23 protein-coding genes are annotated in these 21,649 nt (G+C 74.4%); 8 read left to right on the forward strand and 15 right to left on the reverse strand.

Annotated features, from left to right (window positions below; all coding sequences use genetic code 11):
- The first annotated feature begins 29 nt into the window (after positions 1–29).
- The gene (locus ACFPIJ_RS19535) at positions 30–839 is read left to right on the forward strand and encodes a histidine kinase dimerization/phospho-acceptor domain-containing protein (protein WP_380116573.1); all 810 of its coding nucleotides are present in this window, start codon (positions 30–32) and stop codon (positions 837–839) included.
- A 70-nt stretch (positions 840–909) separates the two neighbouring features.
- Here ACFPIJ_RS19535 and ACFPIJ_RS19540 read toward each other — a convergent pair whose 3' ends face one another.
- The 4 genes from ACFPIJ_RS19540 to ACFPIJ_RS19555 form a co-directional block, all read right to left on the reverse strand.
- Entirely contained in the window at positions 910–1,308 is a 399-nt protein-coding gene (locus ACFPIJ_RS19540; RefSeq protein ID WP_380116574.1) for a PIN domain-containing protein, read from the reverse strand.
- Positions 1,305–1,457 (reverse strand): hypothetical protein, encoded by a 153-nt coding sequence (locus ACFPIJ_RS19545; protein WP_380116575.1) that lies wholly within the window; start codon positions 1,455–1,457, stop codon positions 1,305–1,307. Before ACFPIJ_RS19545 ends, ACFPIJ_RS19540 begins: the two co-directional genes overlap by 4 nt.
- A 53-nt stretch (positions 1,458–1,510) precedes the next feature.
- The gene (gene bioD, locus ACFPIJ_RS19550) at positions 1,511–2,212 is read right to left on the reverse strand and encodes a dethiobiotin synthase (RefSeq protein ID WP_380116829.1); all 702 of its coding nucleotides are present in this window, start codon (positions 2,210–2,212) and stop codon (positions 1,511–1,513) included.
- A gap of 199 nt (positions 2,213–2,411) precedes the next feature.
- Positions 2,412–3,584 (reverse strand): aminotransferase class I/II-fold pyridoxal phosphate-dependent enzyme, encoded by a 1,173-nt coding sequence (locus ACFPIJ_RS19555; RefSeq protein WP_380116576.1) that lies wholly within the window; start codon positions 3,582–3,584, stop codon positions 2,412–2,414.
- A gap of 107 nt (positions 3,585–3,691) precedes the next feature.
- Between ACFPIJ_RS19555 and bioB the strand changes: the two genes are divergently transcribed.
- Complete coding sequence (gene bioB, locus ACFPIJ_RS19560; protein WP_380116577.1) at positions 3,692–4,675, forward strand: biotin synthase BioB; 984 nt, start codon at positions 3,692–3,694, stop codon at positions 4,673–4,675.
- Positions 4,672–4,896: a biotin synthase auxiliary protein BsaP gene (bsaP, locus tag ACFPIJ_RS19565; protein ID WP_380116578.1), complete on the forward strand. Its 225-nt coding sequence runs from the start codon at positions 4,672–4,674 to the stop codon at positions 4,894–4,896. The genes bioB and bsaP overlap by 4 nt, the downstream gene beginning before the upstream one ends.
- A 71-nt stretch (positions 4,897–4,967) precedes the next feature.
- Here the strand turns inward: bsaP and ACFPIJ_RS19570 are convergent, their stop codons facing one another.
- Both ACFPIJ_RS19570 and lgt read right to left on the reverse strand, forming a co-directional pair.
- Positions 4,968–6,191, reverse strand: a complete 1,224-nt coding sequence (locus tag ACFPIJ_RS19570) for an FAD-dependent oxidoreductase (RefSeq protein ID WP_380116579.1) — start codon at positions 6,189–6,191, stop codon at positions 4,968–4,970.
- 12 nt (positions 6,192–6,203) lie between these two features.
- Positions 6,204–7,265, reverse strand: coding sequence for a prolipoprotein diacylglyceryl transferase (gene lgt / locus ACFPIJ_RS19575; protein WP_380116580.1), 1,062 nt, complete (start codon positions 7,263–7,265; stop codon positions 6,204–6,206).
- Between the two features lie 152 nt (positions 7,266–7,417).
- Here lgt and ACFPIJ_RS19580 point away from each other — a divergent pair, with 152 nt between their 5' ends.
- Both ACFPIJ_RS19580 and ACFPIJ_RS19585 read left to right on the forward strand, forming a co-directional pair.
- A complete protein-coding gene (locus tag ACFPIJ_RS19580) occupies positions 7,418–7,918 on the forward strand; it encodes an NUDIX hydrolase (RefSeq protein ID WP_380116581.1) in 501 nt (166 codons plus the stop codon).
- Positions 7,919–7,953: 35 nt separating this feature from the next.
- Positions 7,954–8,613: a GDSL-type esterase/lipase family protein gene (locus ACFPIJ_RS19585; RefSeq protein WP_380116582.1), complete on the forward strand. Its 660-nt coding sequence runs from the start codon at positions 7,954–7,956 to the stop codon at positions 8,611–8,613.
- 86 nt (positions 8,614–8,699) lie between these two features.
- Here ACFPIJ_RS19585 and ACFPIJ_RS19590 read toward each other — a convergent pair whose 3' ends face one another.
- The 5 genes from ACFPIJ_RS19590 to trpC all read right to left on the reverse strand — a co-directional run bounded on the left by ACFPIJ_RS19590 (position 8,700) and on the right by trpC (position 14,460).
- Positions 8,700–10,151 carry a methionine--tRNA ligase gene (locus ACFPIJ_RS19590; protein WP_380116583.1) on the reverse strand — a complete coding sequence of 484 codons (1,452 nt, stop codon included), beginning with the start codon at positions 10,149–10,151 and terminating at the stop codon, positions 8,700–8,702.
- Between the two features lie 140 nt (positions 10,152–10,291).
- Complete coding sequence (locus tag ACFPIJ_RS19595) at positions 10,292–11,578, reverse strand: outer membrane protein assembly factor BamB family protein (RefSeq protein WP_380116584.1); 1,287 nt, start codon at positions 11,576–11,578, stop codon at positions 10,292–10,294.
- 65 nt (positions 11,579–11,643) lie between these two features.
- Positions 11,644–12,441 carry a tryptophan synthase subunit alpha gene (gene trpA / locus ACFPIJ_RS19600; RefSeq protein ID WP_380116585.1) on the reverse strand — a complete coding sequence of 266 codons (798 nt, stop codon included), beginning with the start codon at positions 12,439–12,441 and terminating at the stop codon, positions 11,644–11,646.
- Position 12,442: 1 nt separating this feature from the next.
- Positions 12,443–13,660 carry a tryptophan synthase subunit beta gene (gene trpB / locus ACFPIJ_RS19605; RefSeq protein ID WP_380116586.1) on the reverse strand — a complete coding sequence of 406 codons (1,218 nt, stop codon included), beginning with the start codon at positions 13,658–13,660 and terminating at the stop codon, positions 12,443–12,445.
- Entirely contained in the window at positions 13,657–14,460 is an 804-nt protein-coding gene (trpC, locus tag ACFPIJ_RS19610) for an indole-3-glycerol phosphate synthase TrpC (RefSeq protein ID WP_380116830.1), read from the reverse strand. The genes trpB and trpC overlap by 4 nt, the downstream gene beginning before the upstream one ends.
- A gap of 154 nt (positions 14,461–14,614) precedes the next feature.
- Here trpC and ACFPIJ_RS19615 point away from each other — a divergent pair, with 154 nt between their 5' ends.
- The 3 genes from ACFPIJ_RS19615 to ACFPIJ_RS19625 all read left to right on the forward strand — a co-directional run bounded on the left by ACFPIJ_RS19615 (position 14,615) and on the right by ACFPIJ_RS19625 (position 17,941).
- Positions 14,615–15,691 carry a serpin family protein gene (locus ACFPIJ_RS19615; RefSeq protein WP_380116587.1) on the forward strand — a complete coding sequence of 359 codons (1,077 nt, stop codon included), beginning with the start codon at positions 14,615–14,617 and terminating at the stop codon, positions 15,689–15,691.
- Positions 15,688–16,773: a serpin family protein gene (locus ACFPIJ_RS19620; protein ID WP_380116588.1), complete on the forward strand. Its 1,086-nt coding sequence runs from the start codon at positions 15,688–15,690 to the stop codon at positions 16,771–16,773. The genes ACFPIJ_RS19615 and ACFPIJ_RS19620 overlap by 4 nt, the downstream gene beginning before the upstream one ends.
- 67 nt (positions 16,774–16,840) lie before the next feature.
- The gene (locus ACFPIJ_RS19625; RefSeq protein ID WP_380116589.1) at positions 16,841–17,941 is read left to right on the forward strand and encodes a Kelch repeat-containing protein; all 1,101 of its coding nucleotides are present in this window, start codon (positions 16,841–16,843) and stop codon (positions 17,939–17,941) included.
- Here ACFPIJ_RS19625 and ligD read toward each other — a convergent pair.
- The 4 genes from ligD to hisI are packed head-to-tail and all read right to left on the reverse strand — an operon-like array spanning position 17,938 to position 21,634.
- Positions 17,938–19,221: a non-homologous end-joining DNA ligase gene (ligD, locus tag ACFPIJ_RS19630; RefSeq protein ID WP_380116590.1), complete on the reverse strand. Its 1,284-nt coding sequence runs from the start codon at positions 19,219–19,221 to the stop codon at positions 17,938–17,940. The two genes, ACFPIJ_RS19625 and ligD, sit on opposite strands and share 4 nt — an antisense overlap.
- A 9-nt stretch (positions 19,222–19,230) precedes the next feature.
- Positions 19,231–19,737, reverse strand: a complete 507-nt coding sequence (locus tag ACFPIJ_RS19635; RefSeq protein WP_380116591.1) for a Trp biosynthesis-associated membrane protein — start codon at positions 19,735–19,737, stop codon at positions 19,231–19,233.
- An 11-nt stretch (positions 19,738–19,748) separates the two neighbouring features.
- Positions 19,749–21,284 (reverse strand): anthranilate synthase component I, encoded by a 1,536-nt coding sequence (locus tag ACFPIJ_RS19640; protein WP_380116592.1) that lies wholly within the window; start codon positions 21,282–21,284, stop codon positions 19,749–19,751.
- Positions 21,281–21,634, reverse strand: a complete 354-nt coding sequence (hisI, locus tag ACFPIJ_RS19645; RefSeq protein ID WP_380116593.1) for a phosphoribosyl-AMP cyclohydrolase — start codon at positions 21,632–21,634, stop codon at positions 21,281–21,283. The genes ACFPIJ_RS19640 and hisI overlap by 4 nt, the downstream gene beginning before the upstream one ends.
- Positions 21,635–21,649: the final 15 nt, after the last annotated feature.

The raw sequence follows: 21,649 nt of genomic DNA on the forward strand, positions 1-21,649 counted from the left end.
GGCGACCGGGGTTGGCGAAAGGAACGCGCGTGTTCTCCACCGGCGACGATCCCGCGGCGCGGCTGCGACACGAGCTGCACACCCCGCTGACCTCGATCCTCGCGTACACCCGGCTGCTGCGCGACGACCTGGCCGGCGCGCCCGCGGCCGACGCGCTGACCGAGGGCGTCGCCTGCCTCGACGCGATCGACCGCAACGCGGTGCGGCTGCAGCGGTACGTCGACGGGGTCGTCCTGCCGCTCGCCGCCACCGACCCCACCGACGCCGGTGACGGGCCGCACCGGCAGTGCGCGACGGACCTGGTCGCGGTGCTCCGCGACGCGGTCGACCTGGCCCGCCGGGTCGCGGTCGCGGGTGCGGTGAGCATCCACGCGGACGCGCCGGCGACGGTGCCGGTCGCCGTGGACGACCTCGTCTGCCGGCATCTCGTCGGGCAGCTCGTGCTGTGGCTGGCGACGGCCGCGCCGAGCCGCGCACACATCGAGATCGCGTTGCGGGCCGACCCGGTCCCGGCGATCGACGCGAGGATCGTCGGGCACGGCGAGCTGACCGCGCCGCAACCCCGGCCGAGCGACCCGCAGAAGCCCGCGGTAACCCGCGAACCGGCGAAGCCCGCGGTAACCCGCGAACCGGCGAAGCCCGCGGTAACCCGCGAACCGGCGAAGCCCGCGGAAACCCGCGAACCGGCGAAGCCCGCGGAAACCCGCGGACCCGCGGACCTGCGGGTGGCGAGCGCCGTGGCGAGCCTCTGCGGCGGCGAGGTCCGCCTCGACGAGACGTCGTTCCGCCTCACCCTGCCGGCGAGCGTCCTGGCCACGGCGAGCCGGCGCTCCCCGTGACCGGCCCGTTTGCGGTTTCCGGCCCGTTCGTGGCTCCCGTTTGTGGCTCCCGGCCCGTTGCGGTGACCGCTCAGACCTCGACGAGGCCGTCGAGCTCGCCGATGGCGCGGCGGACGGCCGGGGCGTGCGCGGTGAGCAGGCGGGCCTCGTGGCGGTGGGCCTCGGCGACCGCGTGGGCGAGGCCGAGGCTGCCGTTGAGCCGGGACGCCAGCCGTCCCAGGCCGACCGCGTCGGCACCGCCGAGCGGCGCGACCGTGACCGTGCCGAGCAGGGCGTCGAGGCGGGCGAGCTCCTCGGCGTAGGCGAGTTCGCTGCGGGTCTCGGCGAGCGCCACCGCCGGGACGACGACGGTGCCGCCGTCGGCGAGGACGGTGCTGACGAGTTCGTCGACGCCGGTGTCGCCCTGGGTGTACGCGAGCACCGCCGACGGGTCGAGCACCAGGCGGGTCGGCTCGGGGCGGTCGTTCATGACCAGCCCATGAGTTCGCGGACCTGCTCACGGGACTCGGTGCGGGCCTCGGCGGTGACGTGCGCGCCGGCGTCGTCGAGCCGTTTGCGGGCCCGGGCGCGGCGCTCCTCGTCCGGTGCGGGAGCCGGCTCGGGGTCGATCTCGGTCATGGCGTGACCGTACCGCGTCACATCGACCGACGCGGTCCCCCGAAGCGCCGCGTTCAGCGGCTGTGGGACCGGAACGCGACCGGGTCGAACCGTCCGTGCAGCAGCGGTGCGAGCCAGTGCGGCGCCTCCCGCCGGAACAGCGCCGGGGCCAGTCCGCCGGCCCCTTCCGGCACGGCTCCGACCAGGTCACCGGCGAGGTCGTGCAGGTTCGTGCGGTGCACCAGCTCCGGCTCGGCCGGCCACGAGCCGAGGACGACGGCGGCCGGGACGCCCCGGTGGGCGAGGGCCTGCAGCGTCAGCGCCGTGTGGTTGAGCGTGCCGAGACCGGGCCGGGCGACGACGATGCCGGTCGCCCCGAGCGCGGCGGCGAGGTCCAGGACCGTCCATCCACCCTCGCCCATCGGCACGAGCAGGCCGCCGGCGCCCTCGATGAGGGTGATGTCGTGGTCCTCGGCGATCGTGCGCAGGGCGAGCTGCGCCATGACCGCGGTCAGCGGGTCCTCGCCCGCGACCCGCGCCGCGGCGAGCGGCGCGAGGGGGTCGGGGAAGCTGGTCAGGGTCCGCACGGTGACCGGCTCCGCGAGGCGCAGGACGGTCGCGGCGTCGGGCTCGTCGCCGTCGGCGGTGCCGGTCTGCGCGGGTTTGACCACCGCGACGCGGCGCCCGGCGGCGGACGCGGCGGCGGCGATGGCGGCGGTGACGATGGTCTTGCCGACGCCGGTGTCGGTGCCGGTGACGACGACGGCCCCGGTGATCGGCTCGGTCGCCGCCGGGGTCGCGGCCTCCTCGAGGAGCGCCTCGGACCGCAGCGCCTCGGCGAGGAGGGCCTCGGCGGGCAGGACGTCACGGGGCTCGGCGGGTCGCGGGTCGCTCACGGCTGTCTCTCAGCGTCCTTCCGAGTCGTTTCCGTTGCTCAGCTGTTCCGTGCCCTTCGGCGCTGCTCGGGGCCGGTCCTCACGGGCGTTCCTTGACCACGATGTCGAGCGCGTGCTCGAACGCCGCCGATGGCACGCCGACGTTGACGGTGAGCCGGAGGCGCGACCGACCGTCCGGTGTGGACGGTGGGCGGAAGCAGCCTACCGCGACGCCCCGGTCCCGGCAGGCGGCCGCCCACGCGAAGGCCTCGTCGGCGCTGGGCGCGGCGACGGAGATGACGCCGCCGTCGGGGTCGGAGACCTCGAGGCCCTCGGCGCGCAGCCGGGCGACGGCGAGGGCCGCCCGGGCGGCCAGCTCGGCCCGCCGGTCGTCGCCGGCGGCGAGCAGGTCGAGGGCGGCGAGGGCGCCGGCGGCGACGACCGGCGGCAGGGCGGTGTCGTAGATGAAGGTGCGGCCGGTGTCGACGAGGTGCCGGCGCAGCTGGTGCGGGCCGGCGACGACGCCGCCGGCCGCGCCGAGGGACTTCGACAGGGTGGCGGTGACGATCACGTCGGGCCGCCCGGCCAGGCCGGCGGCGGCGACCCCGCCGGCGCCGCCGGGCCCGATGACGCCGAGGGCGTGGGCGTCGTCGACGAGCAGGAGCGCGCCGCCGGGGTGCGCCCGGCAGGCGGCGTGCAGGTCGGCGAGCGGGGCCAGGTCGCCGTCGACGGAGAACACGCTCTCGGTGACGACGACGGCGGGCCGGTCCGGCTGGGCGGCGAGCAGCGCCCGGACCGCGCCCGGGTCGGCGTGCGGCGCGACGACGGTGCCGGCACCCTCCCTGGCGGCGCGCCCGGCGCAGGCGAGCCGGCAGCCGTCGACGATCGACGCGTGGTTGTGCGCGTCGGACACGACGAGCGTGCCGGGGCGCACCAGGGCCCGGATCGCGCCGAGGTTGGCGAGGTAGCCGGAGGAATACACGAGCGCGGTCTGCGCGCCGAGCAGCCGGGCGAGCCCGTCTTCGAGGGCCTGGTGGACGCCCGTCGAGCCGCGCACGAGCCGCGACCCGGTCGCGCCGAGCCCGTAGTCGGCGAGGGCCCGCGCCGCGGCGGCGAGCACCTCGGGGTGCCGGGACAGGCCGAGGTAGTCGTTGCCGGCGAGGTCGATCACGTCGTCGCCGGCGTCGCGGAGCCGCAGCTCCCGGCGCAGCCCGGCGGCCCGCCGCGCGGCGGCCTCACCGTCCAGTGTGGACAGCCACGATCCGTCTTCCATCGCCACATCCTCGCATCGCCGTTGTGGAACCCCTACCACATCGATTGTCCGATGTGCACAATTTCACCGTCTCCCCGCCCGGCCCTAACGTTTTGTAAGGTACGAGCATGCTTGCTGCTGCCAAGGCCGTCATCGACACCGGCGTCGGGCTCGACCTCGAAGGTGTCCTCGCGGTGCTGCGCTGCTCCGACGAGGAGCTGCCCGAATATCTCGCGATCGCGCACGAGGTGCGGATGACGTGGTGCGGCCCGGAGGTCGAGGTCGAGGGCATCGTCTCGCTCAAGACCGGCGGCTGTCCCGAGGACTGCCACTTCTGCTCGCAGTCGGGCCTGTTCACCTCCCCGGTGCGCGCCGTCTGGCTCGACATCCCGTCGCTGGTCGAGGCGGCGAAGCAGACCGCCGCGACCGGGGCCACCGAGTTCTGCATCGTCGCGGCCGTGCGCGGGCCCGACGAGCGGCTCATGTCGCAGCTCGCCGACGGCGTCGCGGCGATCCGCGAGGCGGTCGACATCAACATCGCCGCGTCGCTGGGCATGCTCACCCAGGACCAGGTGGACCAGCTGTCGGCACTGGACATCCACCGCTACAACCACAACCTGGAGACCGCCCGGTCACACTTCCCGCAGGTCGTCACCACCCACACGTGGGAGGAGCGGTGGGACACGCTGCGCATGGTCCGTGACGCCGGCATGGAGGTCTGCTGCGGCGGCATCCTCGGCCTCGGCGAGACCGTCGAGCAGCGGGCCGAGTTCGCGATCCAGCTGCAGGAGCTCGACCCGCACGAGGTCCCGCTCAACTTCCTCAACCCGCGCCCCGGCACCCCGCTGAGCGACCAGCCGGTGCTCGACCCGAAGGACGCGCTGCGGGCCGTCGCCGCGTTCCGCCTGGCCCTGCCCCGCACCCTGCTGCGCTACGCCGGCGGCCGCGAGATCACCCTCGGCGACCTCGGCACCCGCGACGGCCTGCTCGGCGGCGTCAACGCGGTGATCGTCGGCAACTACCTCACGACCCTGGGCCGCTCCCCCGACCAGGACCTGGCCCTGCTCGACGAGCTGCGCATGCCGGTCAAGGCACTCTCGGCGACGCTGTGAACGCCCCGGACGGCACGGACACCGCCGTCTGGTGCGACCGCTGCGGCGAGCCACTTACCACGGCGGCGCCACCCGGCCCGGCGCCGCACGCCGCGTGCGCGGCGGCGCGGGAGCTCGAGCCGCCGCGGTTCTGCCCGCGGTGCCGCCGCCGGATGAAGGTCCAGGTCCTGCCGAAGGGCTGGTCCGCCACCTGCGTCGAGCACGGCACCACCTCGTCCTGACCCCGTCTCATGATCCGGTAGACCTTGTGCAGCCCTGAGTGCCCAAGGTCTGCCGGATCATGAGCAATGCGTCAGGAGGACGTCGGGCCGGCCCACTCGGCGGCCGCGGCGGCCGCCCGGTCGAGGGTGCGCGGGTTGGCGCGGCCGAGCGCGGCACCCATCGCGCGGCTGGTGAGGCCGCCCCGGGGTTGCAGGACGGCGGACGCCTTGCGGTTCTGCTGCAGGACCCGGGCCACCCTGGGGCGGCGCAGGCGGCTGTACTCGTCCAGGGCGGGCCCCAACGGTCCCCGCACGTTGGCGAGGACCGCCTGGAGGGTCGCGACATCCTCCAGGGCCAGGCAGGCGCCCTGGGCGAGGTGGTGCGGCATGGCGTGGGCGGCGTCGCCGATCAGGGCGTAGCCGCCGGTGCCGGCCCGCACGCCGAAGGTCTCCGGCAGCGGGGCCAGCTCGCCGATCGGCTCCTGGACCAGGTCGTCGGGTTCGGTCGCGGCGAGCAGCTGCGGGATGGGGGCGTGCCAGCCGGCGAACCAGCGGCGCAGCAGCGCCAGCTGGCCCGCGGGGGGTTCGGGGCGCAGGGCGCCGGGGACGGTCGCGACCCAGGAGATGCCGCCGCGGGTCGAGCCGCCGGACGAGCCGCGCTCGCCGAGGGAGGCGAACGTGAAACGGTGACCGCCGTCGAGGGTCTCGCCGTGTGGCGGGAGGCCCGGTGGCAGGTCGGGGATGCGATACCACGGGATGACGGCCCGCCACGCGGCGAAGCCGCCGCTGGTGAAGCTGGTCGCCGGGGCGAGCCGGCGGCGGATCGCGCTCTGCACGCCGTCGGCGGCGACGATGAGGTCCGCCTCGAACGTGGTGCGGCCGTCGCCGACGGCGGGGCGCTCGCGGCGCACCCTGGCGGGCTGCACCTCGATGGCGTTGCGGATGTCGACCTGGTCGCTGAGGCCGGCGATGAACGCGTCGTGCAGGTCCTCGCGGTGCACCACCACCGGCGGCGACTCGACGTCCCCGCCGTCGATGGCGCCGGAGCCGGCCCCGGCGACGGGACGGACCAGCCACTGCCCGTCGGGACGGCGGATGCCGACCGGCGGGACGGGGGTGGCGATGCCGTCCAGGCCGCCGGCGAGCCCGAGGCCGCGCAGCGCCCGGACCCCGTTGGGCCACAGGACGAGCGCGCCCTGGCCCGGGCGGAGCCGGTCGTCACGTTCCAGGAGGGTGACCTGCCAGCCGGTCCGGGCGAGCGCGCCGGCCGCGGCGATCCCGCCGATGCCGGCGCCCACCACGACAGCGGTGCGCATCCGCTCGCTACCTCAGCCCTTGTTCAGCGACGGGCCCGACGAACTGCTGGACGCGTCCTCGGACGGCGCCTCACCGTCCTCGACCAGGGCGCTGTCCGAGGAAGGCTCGTCGTCGGCCGCCGGGTCGTCGGCCACCGCCGGGGCCTCGTCAGCGGCGTCGTCAGCGGCGTCGCTGACCGCCGCCGGCTGCTCGCCGTCGGTGACGACCGTGATGCGGCCGTCCTCGTCGTAGGTGACCCGCTCCTGCGGGCCGCGCACGCGCACGAAGTAGGCAAGGGCTGCGGCGAACACCACCAGCGCGGTCCAGTTGTTGAGCCGCATGCCCAGGAAGTGGTGGGCGTCGTCGATGCGCAGCGCCTCGATCCAGAACCGGCCCACGCAGTACAGCGCGACGTACAGCGCGAACGCCCGGCCGCGGCCGAGGGTCCAGCGCTTGTCCACGTACCAGACGGCCGCGGCGACGCCGAGGCACCACAGGAACTCGTACAGGAACGTGGGGTGGAAGATCCCGAGCTCGAGCGCCTTGCCGTTGGCGGTCTGGGCGTGGCCGGCGCCCGCGTCCCAGTTGTAGACCTTCAGGCCCCACGGCAGGTCGGTCGGCTTGCCGTAGAGCTCGTTGTTGAACCAGTTGCCCCAGCGGCCCAGGGCCTGCGCGACGGGCAGGCCAACCGCCAGGGTGTCGGCGGCCATCGCGAAGGGCAGGTTGAGCCGGCGGCAGGCGATGTACGCGCCGACGGCGCCACCCGCGATGCCGCCCCAGATGCCGAGGCCGCCCTCCCAGATCTTGAACGCCTTGATCAGGTCGCCACCCTCACCGAAATACGCCTCGGGTGAGGTGATCACGTGATAGATCCGGGCACCGATGATGCCGGCGGGAACCGCCCACACCGCGATGTCGAGGATCACCCACGGCGGGGCACCACGCTGCCGCAGCCGCCGGTCGGCGATGAAGCACGCGGCGACGATGCCGAGCACGATGCACAGCGCATAGGCGCGCAACGGCAAGGGTCCCAGGTCCCACACGCCCTGCGTGGGGCTGGGGATCACGGCCAGCGGGGTAAGGGCAGCATCCACGGGTGCACACGCTACCGCCGATCCGCCGAAACGCGATGCCCTGGGTTCGCCCAATTCGCCACCCGACGCTGCGCTCGCACACCCTCCCACCGGCGAAGATCACCATCAGCGAAGGTATCGCAACGGTCCGCTATGGCGCTTAGAGTGCGAATATGAGCTACGAAGTCACGTCTGCCGTTGCCGCGATCATTGAGGATGCCTCCGGCCGCGTGCTGCTGTGCCAGCAGGCGGGCGGCCACCAGCTGTGGGGTCTCCCCGGCGGCCGGGTCCGCGCCGCGGAGAGCCCGGTGCACGCCGCGGTCCGCGACATCTTCGAGGAGACCGGCCTGGAGGCCGAGATCGTCGAGCTCGTCGGCATGTACGAGGTGACCGGCGACGGCTGCGGCGCGGCGGTCCCCGACCTGTTCGTGCACGTGTTCCGCGGCCGCCTGGGCGGCCGGCTGGAGGGTGGCGGGCCGGCGTTGAACGCACCCGGCCGGATCAGCCGCCTGGCGTGGCACGACCCGGCGTCGTTGCCGGAGCCGCTGACCGCCACCACCCGCACCGCCATCGCCGACGCCGGCGCGGGCCGCACCGGGGTGATTCGCAACATCACCCGGGACGACCTGCGTGAGGCGCGGCAGGAGGCCCCGCAGGAGGCCGCGGTCGCGTGAGAAATACGGTCGCGGCCGGGTGATCTACTGGTTTCGTGGCCTATTACGCGCTCGGCGACTCCATCTCGATCGACGACTATGCCGGCGGTCCGGGCCTGGGCGCCGCCTCGCTGCTCGCCGACGACCTCGGCATCGACCTGACCATGCTCGCCCGTGACGGTGCGACCAGCGACGACGTCGTGCGCTACCAGCTGGACAAGGTCGAGGGCCGGCCCGCCCTGATCACGCTGACCATGGGCGGCAACGACCTGCTCACGACGCTGTTCGCGCCCGCGAAGGTCGGGCTGCCACCGGATCTGGACGCGGCGCACCGCACCGTGGCGCAGGTGGCCACCAACTACGCGATCGCCCTGCCGGCCCTCACCGCGACCGGCGCCCGGGTCGTGCTGTCCACCGTGTACGACCCGACCGACGGCACCGGCGACCTGTCCTGGGTGGGGCTGCCCGCCTGGGAGGGTGGCCTGGAGGTCCTGGCGGCGCTCAACGCCATGATCCGCGACGCGGCCGCCCGGCACGGGGCCGCGGTCGCCGACCTGCACGCCGCGTTCCTCGGTCACGGCGCCGAGGCCGGCGACGTGACCGGCGCCGAGCCCCGGCCGGACAACCGCGACCTGTGGCTGTGCGGGCACATCGAACCCAACGCGTGGGGCGCCGGAGCCGTCCGCGACACCTGGCGGGCCGCCCTGCGCGGCTGAGCGCCACACAAAGCGGCCAGCGCCACCACAAGGCGACCTGCGCCACCACAAGGCGGTCAGCGCCACCACAAACCGCCGCAGAGCGGTCAGCGGCGCGGGAACACCGGGTCCGGCACGCCGACCCGGTCGCCGTCGCCGAGCTGGGCGGCGAGCCGCGCCGCACCCGCCGGCAGGAACGGCCCCAGCTCCCGCACCACCGACCGGCACGCCGCCACCAGTTCGGCCAGGACCCTGTCGAGCTCCGCCCCCGCAGCGGCGTCACCCGCCCCCTCGCGCTTCGCCAGGTCCCACGGCCGCGTCTCCTCGACCAGGCGGTTGCCGGCCGCGACCGCGGCCCAGATCGCCCCGGTCGCCGCCCGCAGGTCGAACACCGCCAGCGCCCGGTCGACCGCCGCGGGCAGCGCCGGGTCCGCGACCGCGGCGAAGGGCACCGCGCCGCCCCGGTACCGCCGCACGAGGGCGATCGTGCGGTTGACGAGGTTGCCCAGACCGTTGGCGAGATCCTGGTGGTACCGCTGCAGCAGCCGCTCCTCGGTGAAGTCCGTGTCCCCCAGCGGCGCCACCTCCCGCAGCAGCCACCAGCGCAGCGCGTCGGCACCGTAGCGGCCGGCGAGGTCCGCCGGGTCGACCGCGTTGCCGGCGCTCTTGGACAGCTTGGCGCCGTCGATGGTCAGGTACTCGTGCACGAAGACCGCGGTCGGCAACGGCAGGCCCGCGGACAGCAGCAGCGCCAGCCAGTACACGGCGTGGAACCGCACGATGCCCTTGCCGATCACGTGCACCCGCGACGCGCTGTCCTGCCACCACTCGCGATGCAGCGAGCCGTCCAGGGCGCCCAGCGCGGTCACGTAGTTGGCCAGGGCGTCCCACCAGACGTAGATGACCTGCGACGGGTCGCCGGGCACCGGGATGCCCCACCCGCCGGCGCGGGCCGCGGGCCGGGAGACGCTGATGTCCTGCAGCCCGGCCCGGACGAACGCGAGGACCTCGTTGCGCTTCGCGGACGGCTCGATCCGCACCTCCTCGGACGTAAGGGCCTTCAGGATGCGCTCGGTGTACCCCGACAACCGGAAGAACCAGTTGGACTCGGTGATCACCTCCAGCGGGGCGTCATGCTCGGCGCACTGCTCGGAGGGTTCGTAGAACTGTTCGCAGCCCTGGCAGTACCGGCCCTGGTAGTCACGCCGGTAGAAGTCGCCGCGCTCGGCGGAGCGCCGCCACAGCTCCTCGACGCCGCGGGCGTGCCGCGGGTCCTCGGAGGTGCGGATGAAGTCGTCGAACGACAGGTCGAGCACGTCGCGCAGGGCGGCGAACCGGTCCGCGTTGGCGGCGACGAAGCCGGCCACGTCGACGCCCGCCGCGGCGGCCGCGGTGACGTTCTTCAACGCGTTCTCGTCGGTGCCGGTGAGGAACCGGACCGGTTCCCCACGCAGCCTGCGGTGCCGGGCGAGGACGTCGGCCTGGACGAGCTCCAGGGCGTGGCCGAGGTGCGGGGCGGCGTTGACATACGGGATGGCGGTGGTGACGTAGAAGCTCATAACGGATCTCCGGTCTGCGAAACCCCGAAGGGACGGACCTGATCCGGCTCGCCCCAGAACGCTGGGGCGAGTGGTGAGCGGATTAGCGCACGCCGACGGACCCCGTGACGGGGCGCATCATTCGGCGGGCGTACATGCGACTAGCGTACCCCGAGCGCGATGAGCTTTTCGAGAGCCGCGAAATAGACGTGGTCGCCGGCCAGCAGCAGCGGCTCGGCGCCGTGCAGGGCGTCGAACGCGAGGTCGTGCCGGGCCAGGACGGTCCCGTCGGCGGCGTCGAGCGCGAGCAGCTCGACCCGGTGCTCAGGGGCGCCGTCCCGCAGCAGGAAGTGGTAGACGATGTCGTACACCACGCCGCCGCCGTTGACCGGGGACCAGTAGGACGTGGCGACCTCCGCGCCGGCGATGCCCCAGTCGCGGGTCCAGCGGACCGCGCCGTCGCCGACCGTGAACCCGGCGGCGTGCCCGTGGGCGTCGAAGACCGTGAGGATCTGCCCGTCGGTGGTCGCCGACCGCGGATCGGGCAAGGTCCTGGTGTCGCACCAGCGGCGGGCGCCGTCGGCGACGGTGTGGGCGCAGACCCCGCCCGTGCCGGTGGTGTAGGCGATGCCACCGGCCGCGATCAGCCACGGCCCGCTGACGTCCTGCCGCCACACCCGCGTGCCGGTGCGCAGGTCGAACGCGGCGAGCCCCGCAGTGAGCCCCGTGCCGCTGGTGCCGCCGGTCTCGAACGTCTGCAGGGCGAGGCCGGCGTCCGCGACCGGTGGGTGCAGGCCCGCCTCGCCGTCCAGGGGCGCGGTCCACGCCATGGTGCCGTCGGCGAGCCGCAGCGCGGTCAGGGTGGCGCCGGCGGCGCGCAGCACCAGGTCTCCCGCGACGGTGTAACCGCCGGACACCTCGTCGGGCAGCGCCGTCTCCCAGACCGCTGCACCGCGGCCGGTGTACGCGTTGAGGTGCCGTTCGAGGAGGTTCCCCGTCGCCGGGTCGAACGTCTGGGACTCCACCAGCAGGCCGCCCGGTCCGGTCACGGACGGCCCGGTGGCGAGCTGGCCGAACACGCGGCGCGGGACGTCGACGACGGCACCGAGGTCGGCGCCGGTGACCGCGTCGTAGCGGCGGATCTGGCCGGTCGGGCCGCCGGAGGACCGCAGCAGCGTCCCGTCGGCGATGACGGCACCGCCGACCTGCTCCTCGGGCCGGGAGGCGGGGGCGGTCCACACCGTGCCGAGCCGGCCTGCGGCGGCGACCCCCAGGTCCCGGGTGACCGGCTGGAACCCGGCGCGGCCCGGCCCGTTGCCGTCCTGCCGCCAGCTGGCGTCGAGCACGGCCGGGGCCGGCGTCCCCGTCGTAGCGGGTCGCTGCGCGGCCGGTAGGGCCAGGGCAACGCCGGCAGGCGCCGAGGCGAGCAGGAGCGCTACAGGTACCAAACGGAAAAATCGCCGCACGCCGGGCTCAACGACGACGGTCGAGCCCGGTGACTGCCGGGAACTGCCTAGCGGCGGCGGACGCCCTCGGCGAGGTCGGCGCTGAGCGCGGCGATCGCGGCGACCCCCGCGGCGGGCGTCGCGGCGTCCTGCAGGCAGCGCACCAGGGCACTGCCGACGATGACCCCGTCGGCGAACGCGCCGACCTCCGCGGCCTGGTCGCCGTTGGAGACGCCGAGCCCGACCGCGACCGGCACGTGCTTGTCCGCCGCGCGGATCCGCTCGACGAGGGCCGGCGCCGCGGTGCTGGTGCTGCTGCGGGCGCCGGTGACGCCCATGACGCTGGTCGCGTAGACGAAGCCGCGGCACCGGCCGGCGGTCATCGCGATCCGGGCGTCGGTCGAGGACGGCGACACCAGGAACACCCGGTCGAGGTCGTGCGCGTCGGAGGCCTCCAGCCACGGCGCGGACTCGTCGGGGATCAGGTCGGGCGTGATCAGCCCGGCGCCACCGGCGGCGGCGAGGTCGGCGGAGAACCGCTCGACCCCGTAGCGCTCGACCAGGTTCCAGTACGTCATGACGAGGATCGGGGCGCCCGCGGCGGCGACCGCCTCGACGGTGCGCAGGCCGTCGGCGACCCGGAAGCCGCCCGCCAGGGCCGCCTCGGTGGCGCGCTGGATGACCGGGCCGTCCATGACCGGGTCGGAGTACGGCAGGCCGACCTCGACGATGTCCACCCCGTTGTCGATCATCGCCTTGATCGCGTCGATCGCGCCCGGAACGGTCGGGAACCCGGCCGGCAGGTAGCCGATCAGCGCACTGCGGCCCTCCGCGCGGGCCTTCTCGAACGCGACGGAAACACTCACTTCACACCCCGAAGAAGTCGCGCGCGGTGTCCATGTCCTTGTCGCCGCGGCCGGACAGGCAGATCACCACGACCGGCTCGCGGCCGAGGTCGGCGGCCAGCTTCGGGATGACCCGCAGCGCACCGGCGACCGCGTGGGCGCTCTCGATCGCGGGGATGATCCCCTCGACCCGGCACAGCAGCTTGAACGCGGCCATCGCCTCGGCGTCGGTGACCGGCTCGTAGATCGCGCGGCCGGTGTCGTGCAGGTAGGCGTGCTCCGGCCCGACGGCCGGGTAGTCCAGGCCCGCGGAGATGGAGTGCGACTCGACGGTCTGGCCGTCCTCGTCCTGCAGCAGGTACGTGCGGGCGCCGTGCAGCACACCTATGGAGCCGCCGGTGATGCTGGCGGCGTGCCGGCCGGTCTCGACGCCGTCGCCGCCGGCCTCGAAGCCGTACAGCGCGACGCTCTCGTCGGGGACGAACGCGTGGAACGCCCCGATCGCGTTGGAGCCGCCGCCGACGCACGCGGCGACCGCGTCCGGCAGCCGGCCGGTCTGCTCCTGGATCTGCCGGCGTGCCTCGACGCTGATCCCGCTGACGAAGTCGCGGACCATCGCCGGGAACGGGTGCGGGCCGGCGGCCGTGCCGAGCAGGTAGTGGGTCGTGTCGACGTTGGTGACCCAGTCGCGCAGCGCCTCGTTGATCGCGTCCTTGAGCGTCTTGGAACCGGTCGTGACGGGCACGACGGTGGCGCCGAGCATCCGCATGCGGGCGACGTTGAGCGCCTGCCGACGGGTGTCCTCCTCGCCCATGTAGACGACGCATTCGAGGTCGAGCAGGGCGCAGGCGGTGGCGCTGGCGACGCCGTGCTGGCCGGCGCCGGTCTCGGCGATGACCCGCGGCTTGCCCATCCGCTTGGTCAGCAGCGCCTGGCCGAGCACGTTGCGGACCTTGTGCGCGCCGGTGTGGTTGAGGTCCTCACGCTTGAGGAACACCCGGGCGCCCGCGTGCGCGGAGAGCCGGTCGGCCCGGTACAGCGGCGACGGCGTGTTGGCGTAGTCGCGCAGCAGCCGGCCGAACTCGGCCTGGAACGCCTCGTCGGCCTGCGCGTGCCGGTACGCCGCGTCGAGGCCGTCCAGGGCCGCGATCAGCGCCTCCGGGACGAACCGGCCCCCGAAGGTGCCGAAGTGCCCCGACTGGTCCGGCAGCAGTCCCGCGGCGGACAGGAACGCGTTCACCGTGCCGGCCTCGGCGTCGCCGGGTGGCTCCCGGCGGTGACCAGCTCGGCGACCGCGTCGCGCGGACTCTTCTGGGTGACCAGGCCCTCGCCGACCAGGACCGCGTCGGCCCCGGCGGACGCATACCGGATCAGGTCGTGCGGCCCGCGGACACCCGACTCGGCGATCTTCACCACGTCGTTGGGCAGGCCCGGCGCGATCCGCTCGAACACGGTCCGGTCCACCTCGAGGGTCCGCAGGTTGCGCGCGTTGATCCCGATCACCCGGGCGCCGGCTTCGAGGGCGCGGTCGGTCTCCTCCTCGTCGTGCACCTCGACCAGGGCCGTCATGCCCAGGCTCTCGATGCGGTCGAGGAGCCCCGACAGGGTGTTCTGGTCCAGCGCGGCCACGATCAGCAGGACGAGGTCGGCGCCGAACGCCCTGGCCTCGTGCACCTGATAGGAGGACACGATGAAGTCCTTGCGCAGCAGCGGCACGTCGACGGCGGCGCGCACGGCGGCGAAGTCGTCAAGGCTGCCACCGAACCAGCGGCCCTCGGTCAGCACGCTGACCGCCCGGGCGCCACCCGCGGCATACTCCTTGGCCAGCTCCGCCGGATCGGGGATCTCGGCGAGCTGCCCCTTCGACGGCGACGCGCGCTTCACCTCGGCGATCACCCCCACCCCGGGGGCCCTCAGTTTCGCGTAGGCATCCAGTGGCGGTGACGCCTGCGCCGCTGCTTGCTTGATCTCGTCCAGGGGCACCTGTGCCTCGCGGATGGCCAAGTCTTCGCGCACGCCGGCGAGGATCTCGTCGAGCACACGGCCAGATTCCGCGTTGATCAAGGAGCTCCCCTCTCCGGTGGTCATGCGTCCGATGCTAGGAGCCCCCCGGTCAGTGGATGGCCGTGGGGGTATGGCCGACGTCACCTGATGGACTAGGGCATAATGCGTTGCCGTTCGTATGGTTGTGGGCATGACCGTGGATCGATCCAACGCTCTGACCTCGCGCTGGGCGGCCGCATCGGACGGCCCGGCGGTGTTCTCCGGCGCGGGGGTCTACCCGCTGCTCGCCCTGCTCGCCGGGGTGGCGTCCGGCCCCGCCCGCGACGAGCTCCGCGCCGTCGCGCCCTCCGCCCTGAAACTTCCGCCGGTCGATGGCGTCAGCGCGGCGCTCGGCGTCTGGACCCGCCATGACCTCCCACTCTCCCCCGGCTGGGACCCGGGCACCCGGCTGTCCGGGGACCCCTCCGTCGACCAGCCACGGCTGGACGCGTGGGCCTTCGCCGAGACCGGCGGGCGCATCCCGGCGCTGCCCGTCGCCGTCGACGAGGACACCGGCGTCGTCCTGGCCTCGGCGCTGTCCGTCGTCACCGAGTGGAAGCGGCCGTTCGACAACGGCGTCATGTCCCCGGCCGCCGGCCCCTGGTCCGGCCGGACCCTCGCCGCCCTGCACCGCCGCCACGCCGCCGACGACGCCCTGCGGCCGCTGCGGGTCCTCGACGGGGCCGTCACGCTGCTCACCGTCGAGGGCAGCGACGACATCGACGTGCTGCTCGCCCTCGGCACCGACGCCGCCGCCCCCGGATCCGTCCTGGCCGCCGCGATCGACGGCTTCGCCCGGTCCACGCCGTCGACCACCGGGCCCGGCATCTCCGCGCAGGAGGTCGACGCCACCGACCCGGCGCCGGAGCTCCTCCTCGGCCTGCCGGCGTTCGACGTGGCCGCGGGCCACGACCTCCTCGCCGACCCGGACCTGTTCGGGCTGCGCACCGCGTCCCGGGACGGCACGTTCCCCGGCATCAGCCCCGTCGACCTGGCCGTGTCCTCGGCCCGGCAGCAGGCCGTCGCCAGCTTCACCGCCCTGGGCTTCCAGGCCGCGACCGTGACGGCCCTCGCCATGCACCCCCTGGCCTACCGCCCGCCGACGGCGCGGAAACTGCGGGTGACGGTCACCTTCGACCGGCCGTTCGGGTTCCTCGCCGTGCACCGGCCCACCGGCCTCGTCCTCGTCGCCGGCTGGGTGTCCGACCCGGCAGACTGGGCCCCGTGACAACCACCGCCGCCAACGCCCTGACCGCCGCCTGGGCCCGCACCATCACCGGCGGGACCGTGCTGTCCGGCGCCGGGGTGTACCCGCTGCTGCACCTCCTCGCGACCGCCGCCGACGGGCCGGCCCGCGACGAGCTCCTCGCCGTGGCCGCGACGCCGCTGACGTTGCCTTCCGGGGATGCCGTGCGGGCCGCGACCGGGCTGTGGCCACGCGCTGACGTCCCGCTCAGCCCCGCCTGGGAGGCCCTGGTCGCGGGCGTGCTCACCGGCGACCGGGCGCCGCTGGACGCATGGGCGGCCGAGTGGACCGGTGGGCTCGTGCCGCGGATGCCGGTGACCGTTGACTCGTCCACACGCCTCGTCCTGGCCAGCGCCCTGACCGTCGTCACCACCTGGGACCTGCCGTTCAACGACGGCTGGCTGCTGCCGTCCCCCGGGCCCTGGGCCGGGCGGCGCCTCGCCGAGCTGTCCCGGTTCGACCCGGACCTCGGCACCGTCCGGGTCGTCGCCTCCCCCGCCGGGCCGCTGACGACGGTCACCGTGCACGGCGGCGACGACCTCGACGTGGTGCTGCTGCTCGGCGGGCCGTCCTCGGCCCCGGGCTCCGTCGTGGCCGCCGGCATCACCACGCTGGACGGGCCCTCGCTGCCCCTCGACGGGCCCGGGATCCGGCACCACCGGTGGCCCGGCGCGCCCGGGGTCTACCTGCGGCTGCCCCGGTTCACCGTCGGCGGCGACCACGACCTGCTCGACCACGCGGACCTCTTCGGCCTGGCCACCGCCACGGACGCCGGCCGGGGGCACTTTCCCGGCATCGGCCCCGAGCCCCTCGCCGTGCAGCGGGCCGCGCAGGCGGCGACCGCGACGTTCACGGCCGTCGGGTTCAAGGCCGCCGCGATCACCGTGGTCGCGACGATGGCGGGCGGCGCCATGCTCGGCGACCAGCACGACCAGGTGGAGGTCGCGTTCGACCGGCCGTTCGGCTTCCTCACCGTCCACCGGCCGACGGGCCTGGTCCTGTTCGCCGGCTGGGTCGACGACCCGGAGCCGTCCCCCTTCTCCGACGACGCCGTGCTCGTCTGACGTCTCGGCCCCGGGTCCGGCCGTGCGCCGCCCCCACCCGAGCCGCGTCCCGCGACATACTGCTGGCATGCGGAGGAGCCTCGCGACCCTCGCCCTCGCGGTGACCGTGGCCGGCTGCACGGCGGTGGACGGCCACGCCCCGCCGCCCGGCGACCGCTCCTGGGCCGCGGTGGCCGCGGGGCCTCTCTCGGCGCGGCACGACGCGCTCGGCGTGTGGGACGGCCGGCGGTTCGTCGTCGTGGGCGGCTCGTCGGGCGTGCCGTGCCCGCCCCAGGCGGACTGCGCACCGGCGCCCGCCCTGACCGACGGCGCCGCGTACGACCCGGCGACCGGCACCTGGCAGCCGATCCCCGCCGCCCCCGTGGCGCTGGGCCTCGGCGACCAGCTCGTCGCCGCCGGCGGCCGGCTCTACGCGCTGACCCGGGACGCGGCGTTCCTGGGATACGACGGCGCCGCCTGGACGACGCTCCCGTCGCCGCCGGGCGCCGGGCAGCTGCTCGACGCGGGCGGCACGCCGGTGCTCGTCGCCGGCACCGACGAGCACGGCGCGACCGTGGACGCCGCGTTCGACGCCGCGAACGGCGCGTGGCGGGTGCTGCCCGACGACCCGCTCGGCCCGTCGTTCAACCGGATGGCGGCGTGGGCCGGCGACCGGCTGCTGCTCGCCGCGCAGGACCTCGTCCCGGACCTTGGCGCCACCAAGCCGTCGCTGGTGCGGCTGGCCACCCTCGACGCGGCGCTGACGACGTGGGCGGCGCCCACCGGCACCGAGGTCCTGCACTCCAGCCTGGCGGTGGCGGCCGGCACGGTCGTGTGGACCGGCACCGGCCACGCCGACGGCGGGCAGGTGGGCAACTGGGGCCGCGCCTACCCCGAGGGCGGCATGCTCACCGTCGCCACCGGGCAGTGGCGGCCGCTGCCGCAGCCGCCGCGGCCGGCCGGTTCGCTGCCGATCGACCCGGCGCTCAGCACCGGCGGCCGGGTCACCGTCGGCGGCCACCTGCTCGACCCGGCGACCGGCGACTGGCTGCGCGTGTCGGACCCGCCCGGCGGCCAGCGGTTCGCCGCGACCCTGGTGGCCGGCCCGGACCTGCTCTTCCTCTGGGGCGGCGCGGTCGAGCACGACGCCGGGCGCAACCTCGGCGACGGCCACCTGCTGCGGGTCTAGGCGTCGGTGGGCTCGTCGGTGGGCTCGTCGGTGGGCTCGTCCGTAGGGCGCCGCCAGCGGGCCGGGATCTCGCCGCGGGCCTGCATCTCCTTCCACTTCGCGAACGGGTCGAAGTCGACCTCGAGGGGCTCCTGCGCGGGGCGGTCCGCCTCCGGCACGTGCACCAGGTTGAGCCGGATGCGGGTCCACAGGCTGTTGATGCCGCGCATCGAGTCGACGAGCACGTCGGCGGGCTCCAGCAGCGGCCACACCGCCGGGTGCCGGGCCTTCCACCGGTCGAGGCCCGCCAGGGCCTCCTCCTTCGTCGCGGCCCGGGCGATCTCGATCAGGGGCATGCTCGGCGTCCGGCGGCCCGTGCCCTTCTTGGCCGGCGCCTGCTTCTTGTAGGTCGCCGCGAGTTCGAGCAGCGCCGTCAGGTCCCCGCGGGCGTCCTCGATCCCGGCCCACGCGTCCGGCCGTCCCTGCACGGACTCCATGGTGTACGCGGCCGGGTCGCACCCCGGCACCTCGTCCCAGGTGAGCGGCGTGGAGACGCGGGCCTCCTCGGACGGGCGCACCGAGTAGCCGGACGCGGTCGTGTGGTCCTTCGCGTTCTGGTTGTAGTCGACGAAGACCCCGTGCCGCTCCTCCTTCCACCAGGCGCCGGTCGCGATGTCCGGGGCCCGGCGGGCCACCTCCCTGGCGAAGCCCTCGGCCGCCCGCCGCACCTCGGCGAAGGTCCAGTTCGGCTGGATCCGGGCGTACACGTGGAACCCGCGCGAACCGGAGGTCTTCGGCCATCCGATCAGCCCGTGGTCGGCCAGGACGTCCCGGGCGACCAGCGCCACCTCGACGACCTGCGACCACGGCACGCCCGGCACCGGGTCCAGGTCGATGCGCAGCTCGTCGGGGTGATCGACGTCCTCGGCGAGGACCGAGTGCGTGTGCAGCTCCAGGCAGCCGAGGTTGACGACCCAGGCGAGCTGGGCGGCGTCGCGCAGGACGACCTCCTCGGCGGTGCGGCCCGACGGGTACCGCAGCTGCGCCGTCTCGATCCAGTCGGGCCGTTTCTCCGGCGCCCGCTTCTGGAAGAAGGCCTCGCCCTCGATGCCGTTGACGTAGCGCTTCAACGCCATCGGCCGCCCGCCGGCGCCGCGCAGGGCACCATCGGCGACGGCGATGTAGTAGCGCACGACGTCGATCTTGGTGCGGCCGGACTTCGGGAAGTACACCTTGTCGGGGTTGGTGACGGTCACCTCACGCCCGGCGACCTCGAGGACTTCCTTGCTGCTGCTCGCCATACGGCGACCCTACTTGTCGGCGGTCGGATCCTCGCCCCGGTCGAGCGCGTCCCACAGCTGCGTCTGTCCTGGTTTCGGGGTCGATTCCGGCCGCTCGTACCGCGCGCCCATCTCCGGCCAGGTGTCGCTGCTCCTGATCACGACGGCGCCGGCGGCCACGATCGTCGCCGCGGCGACCAGCGTCAGGATCGGCCAGCCCACGTCGATGCGGTGCTGCAGGGTCTCGATCACCGCACCGATGATGCCGATGCCCGTGAGCGCGAGGAGGCCGCCGACCACGGTCCGCAGCTTCCTCCGGGTCGCCAGCAGGGCCCCGGCGCCGGCGAGGCCGACCGCGCCGAGCGCCGGCAGCCACGGCGACATCTCCGAGCCCGTCCGGTAGTCGGTCATCGGCGGCAGCGGCGACACCTGATGCGTCATGATCGCGTCCCAGTTGCGGGTGGCGGCGAACAGCACCACCGCCGACGCCACCGCGGTCGCGAGGGTCGTGACGGTCAGACCCCGGCGTCCGTTCATCGGGGCTTCCTTCATCGCGCCGGCCTCAGGGTCTCGGCGGTCGCGATCGCGGCGAGGACGGCGGCGGCCTTGTTCCGGGTCTCCGTCTCCTCGGCCAGGGGGTCCGAGTCGGCCACGATCCCGGCGCCCGCCTGCACGTATGCCATCCGGTCCCGCATCAGCGCGGTCCGGATCGCGATGGCGGTGTCCATGTCGCCGCCGAACCCGAAGTAGCCGACGACGCCGCCGTACAGGCCGCGCCGGGTCGGTTCGAGCTCCTCGATGATCTCCATCGCCCGGACCTTCGGCGCCCCGGACAGCGTCCCGGCCGGGAACGTCGCGGCCAGGGTGTCGAACGCGGTCCGGTCGTCGTTGAGCTCGCCGACGACCGTGGACACGATATGCATGACGTGGCTGTACCGCTCGACCGTCATGAACTCCGGCACCTCGACGGTCCCCGGCTTGCAGACCCGGCCCAGGTCGTTGCGGGCCAGGTCGACGAGCATCACGTGCTCGGCGCGTTCCTTCGGGTCGGCGAGCAGGTCCGCGGCGAGAGCGTTGTCCTCCTCGGGCGTCGCGCCCCGCCACCTGGTCCCCGCGATCGGGTGCAGCAGCGCGCGCCGCCCGTCGACCTTGACGTGCACCTCCGGCGACGAGCCGACGACGTCGAAGCCCTCGAAGCGCAGCAGGTACATGTACGGGCTCGGGTTCGTGGAGCGCAGCACCCGGTACACGTCGATCGGGTCGGCGTCCGTGGCCCGCTCGAACCGCTGGGCGACCACGATCTGGAAGCACTCCCCGGCCCGGATCGCCTCCTTGGCCACCTCGACCGCCTTCGGGTACCCACCCGCCGGGGTTCGGCTCTGGTGCTTCTCGGGTCCAACTTTGTCCACTGTGGACACCATCGGCGGGGTCGGCCTGGACAGCGCCGTCGTCATCGCGTCGAGGCGGCCGATCGCCTGGTGGTACGCCGCCGTGACGGTCGCCTCGTCGGCGCCCTTGTCCGGCAGGATCGCGTTGGCGATGAGCAGCGCCGCGCCCTCGAAGTGGTCCAGGGCCACCAGGTCGGTCGCCAGCATCATGCCGAGCTCGGGGTGGTGCAGGTCGTCCTCGGCGAGCTCCGGCAGCTTCTCGAAGCGCCGGACCGCGTCATAGGAGAGGAACCCGACCAGCCCGCCCGACAGCGGTGGCAGGTTGAGGTGTTCGAGGTCGGCGTCGTCCCCCGTGAGCGCTTCGACGGCTTTTCTGAGGACCTGCGTCGGGTCGCCCTCCGTCGGGATGTTGGCCGGCGGGTCGCCGAGCCAGTGCGCGCCGCCGTCCCGCTCGATCAGGGTGGCCACGCTGCGCACGCCGATGAAGCTGTACCGCGACCAGACCGCACCCGCGGCCCCGGCGCCCTGCTCGGCGGACTCGAGCAGGAACGTGCCCGGCCCACCGGCGAGCTTGCGGTACACCCCGACCGGCGTCTCCCCGTCGGCGAGCAGCCGCCGCGTCACCGGCACCACCCGCCGGGTCCTGGCGAGCTCACGGAACGTCGCCTCGTCGGGCGCCACGGCACCGGTCGTCACTGTGCGCTCTCCAAGCTCAGCGGGGTGTAGAAGCAGGTGTGGTTGCCCGTGTGGCAGGCCGCCCCGGTCTGCTCGACCGTGAGCAGCAGCGTGTCGCCGTCGCAGTCGACCGCCACCGACCGGACATGCTGGGCGTGCCCGGACGTCTCGCCCTTCACCCAGTACTTGTTGCGGCTGCGCGACCAGTACGTCGCCCGACCCGTCGTCAGCGTCCGATGCAACGCCTCGTCGTCCATCCAGGCCAACATCAACACCTTCCCGGTCCCGTGCTCCTGCACGATCGCAGGCACCAACCCGGCCTCGTTGCGCAGCAGACGGTCCGCGACTTCTGGATCAAGGTTCGACGACACGTCGTTAATTCTCCC

It is taken from the genome of Dactylosporangium cerinum (assembly GCF_042653625.1).
In the GTDB taxonomy this organism is placed as follows: Bacteria; Actinomycetota; Actinomycetes; order Mycobacteriales; family Micromonosporaceae; genus Dactylosporangium; species Dactylosporangium cerinum.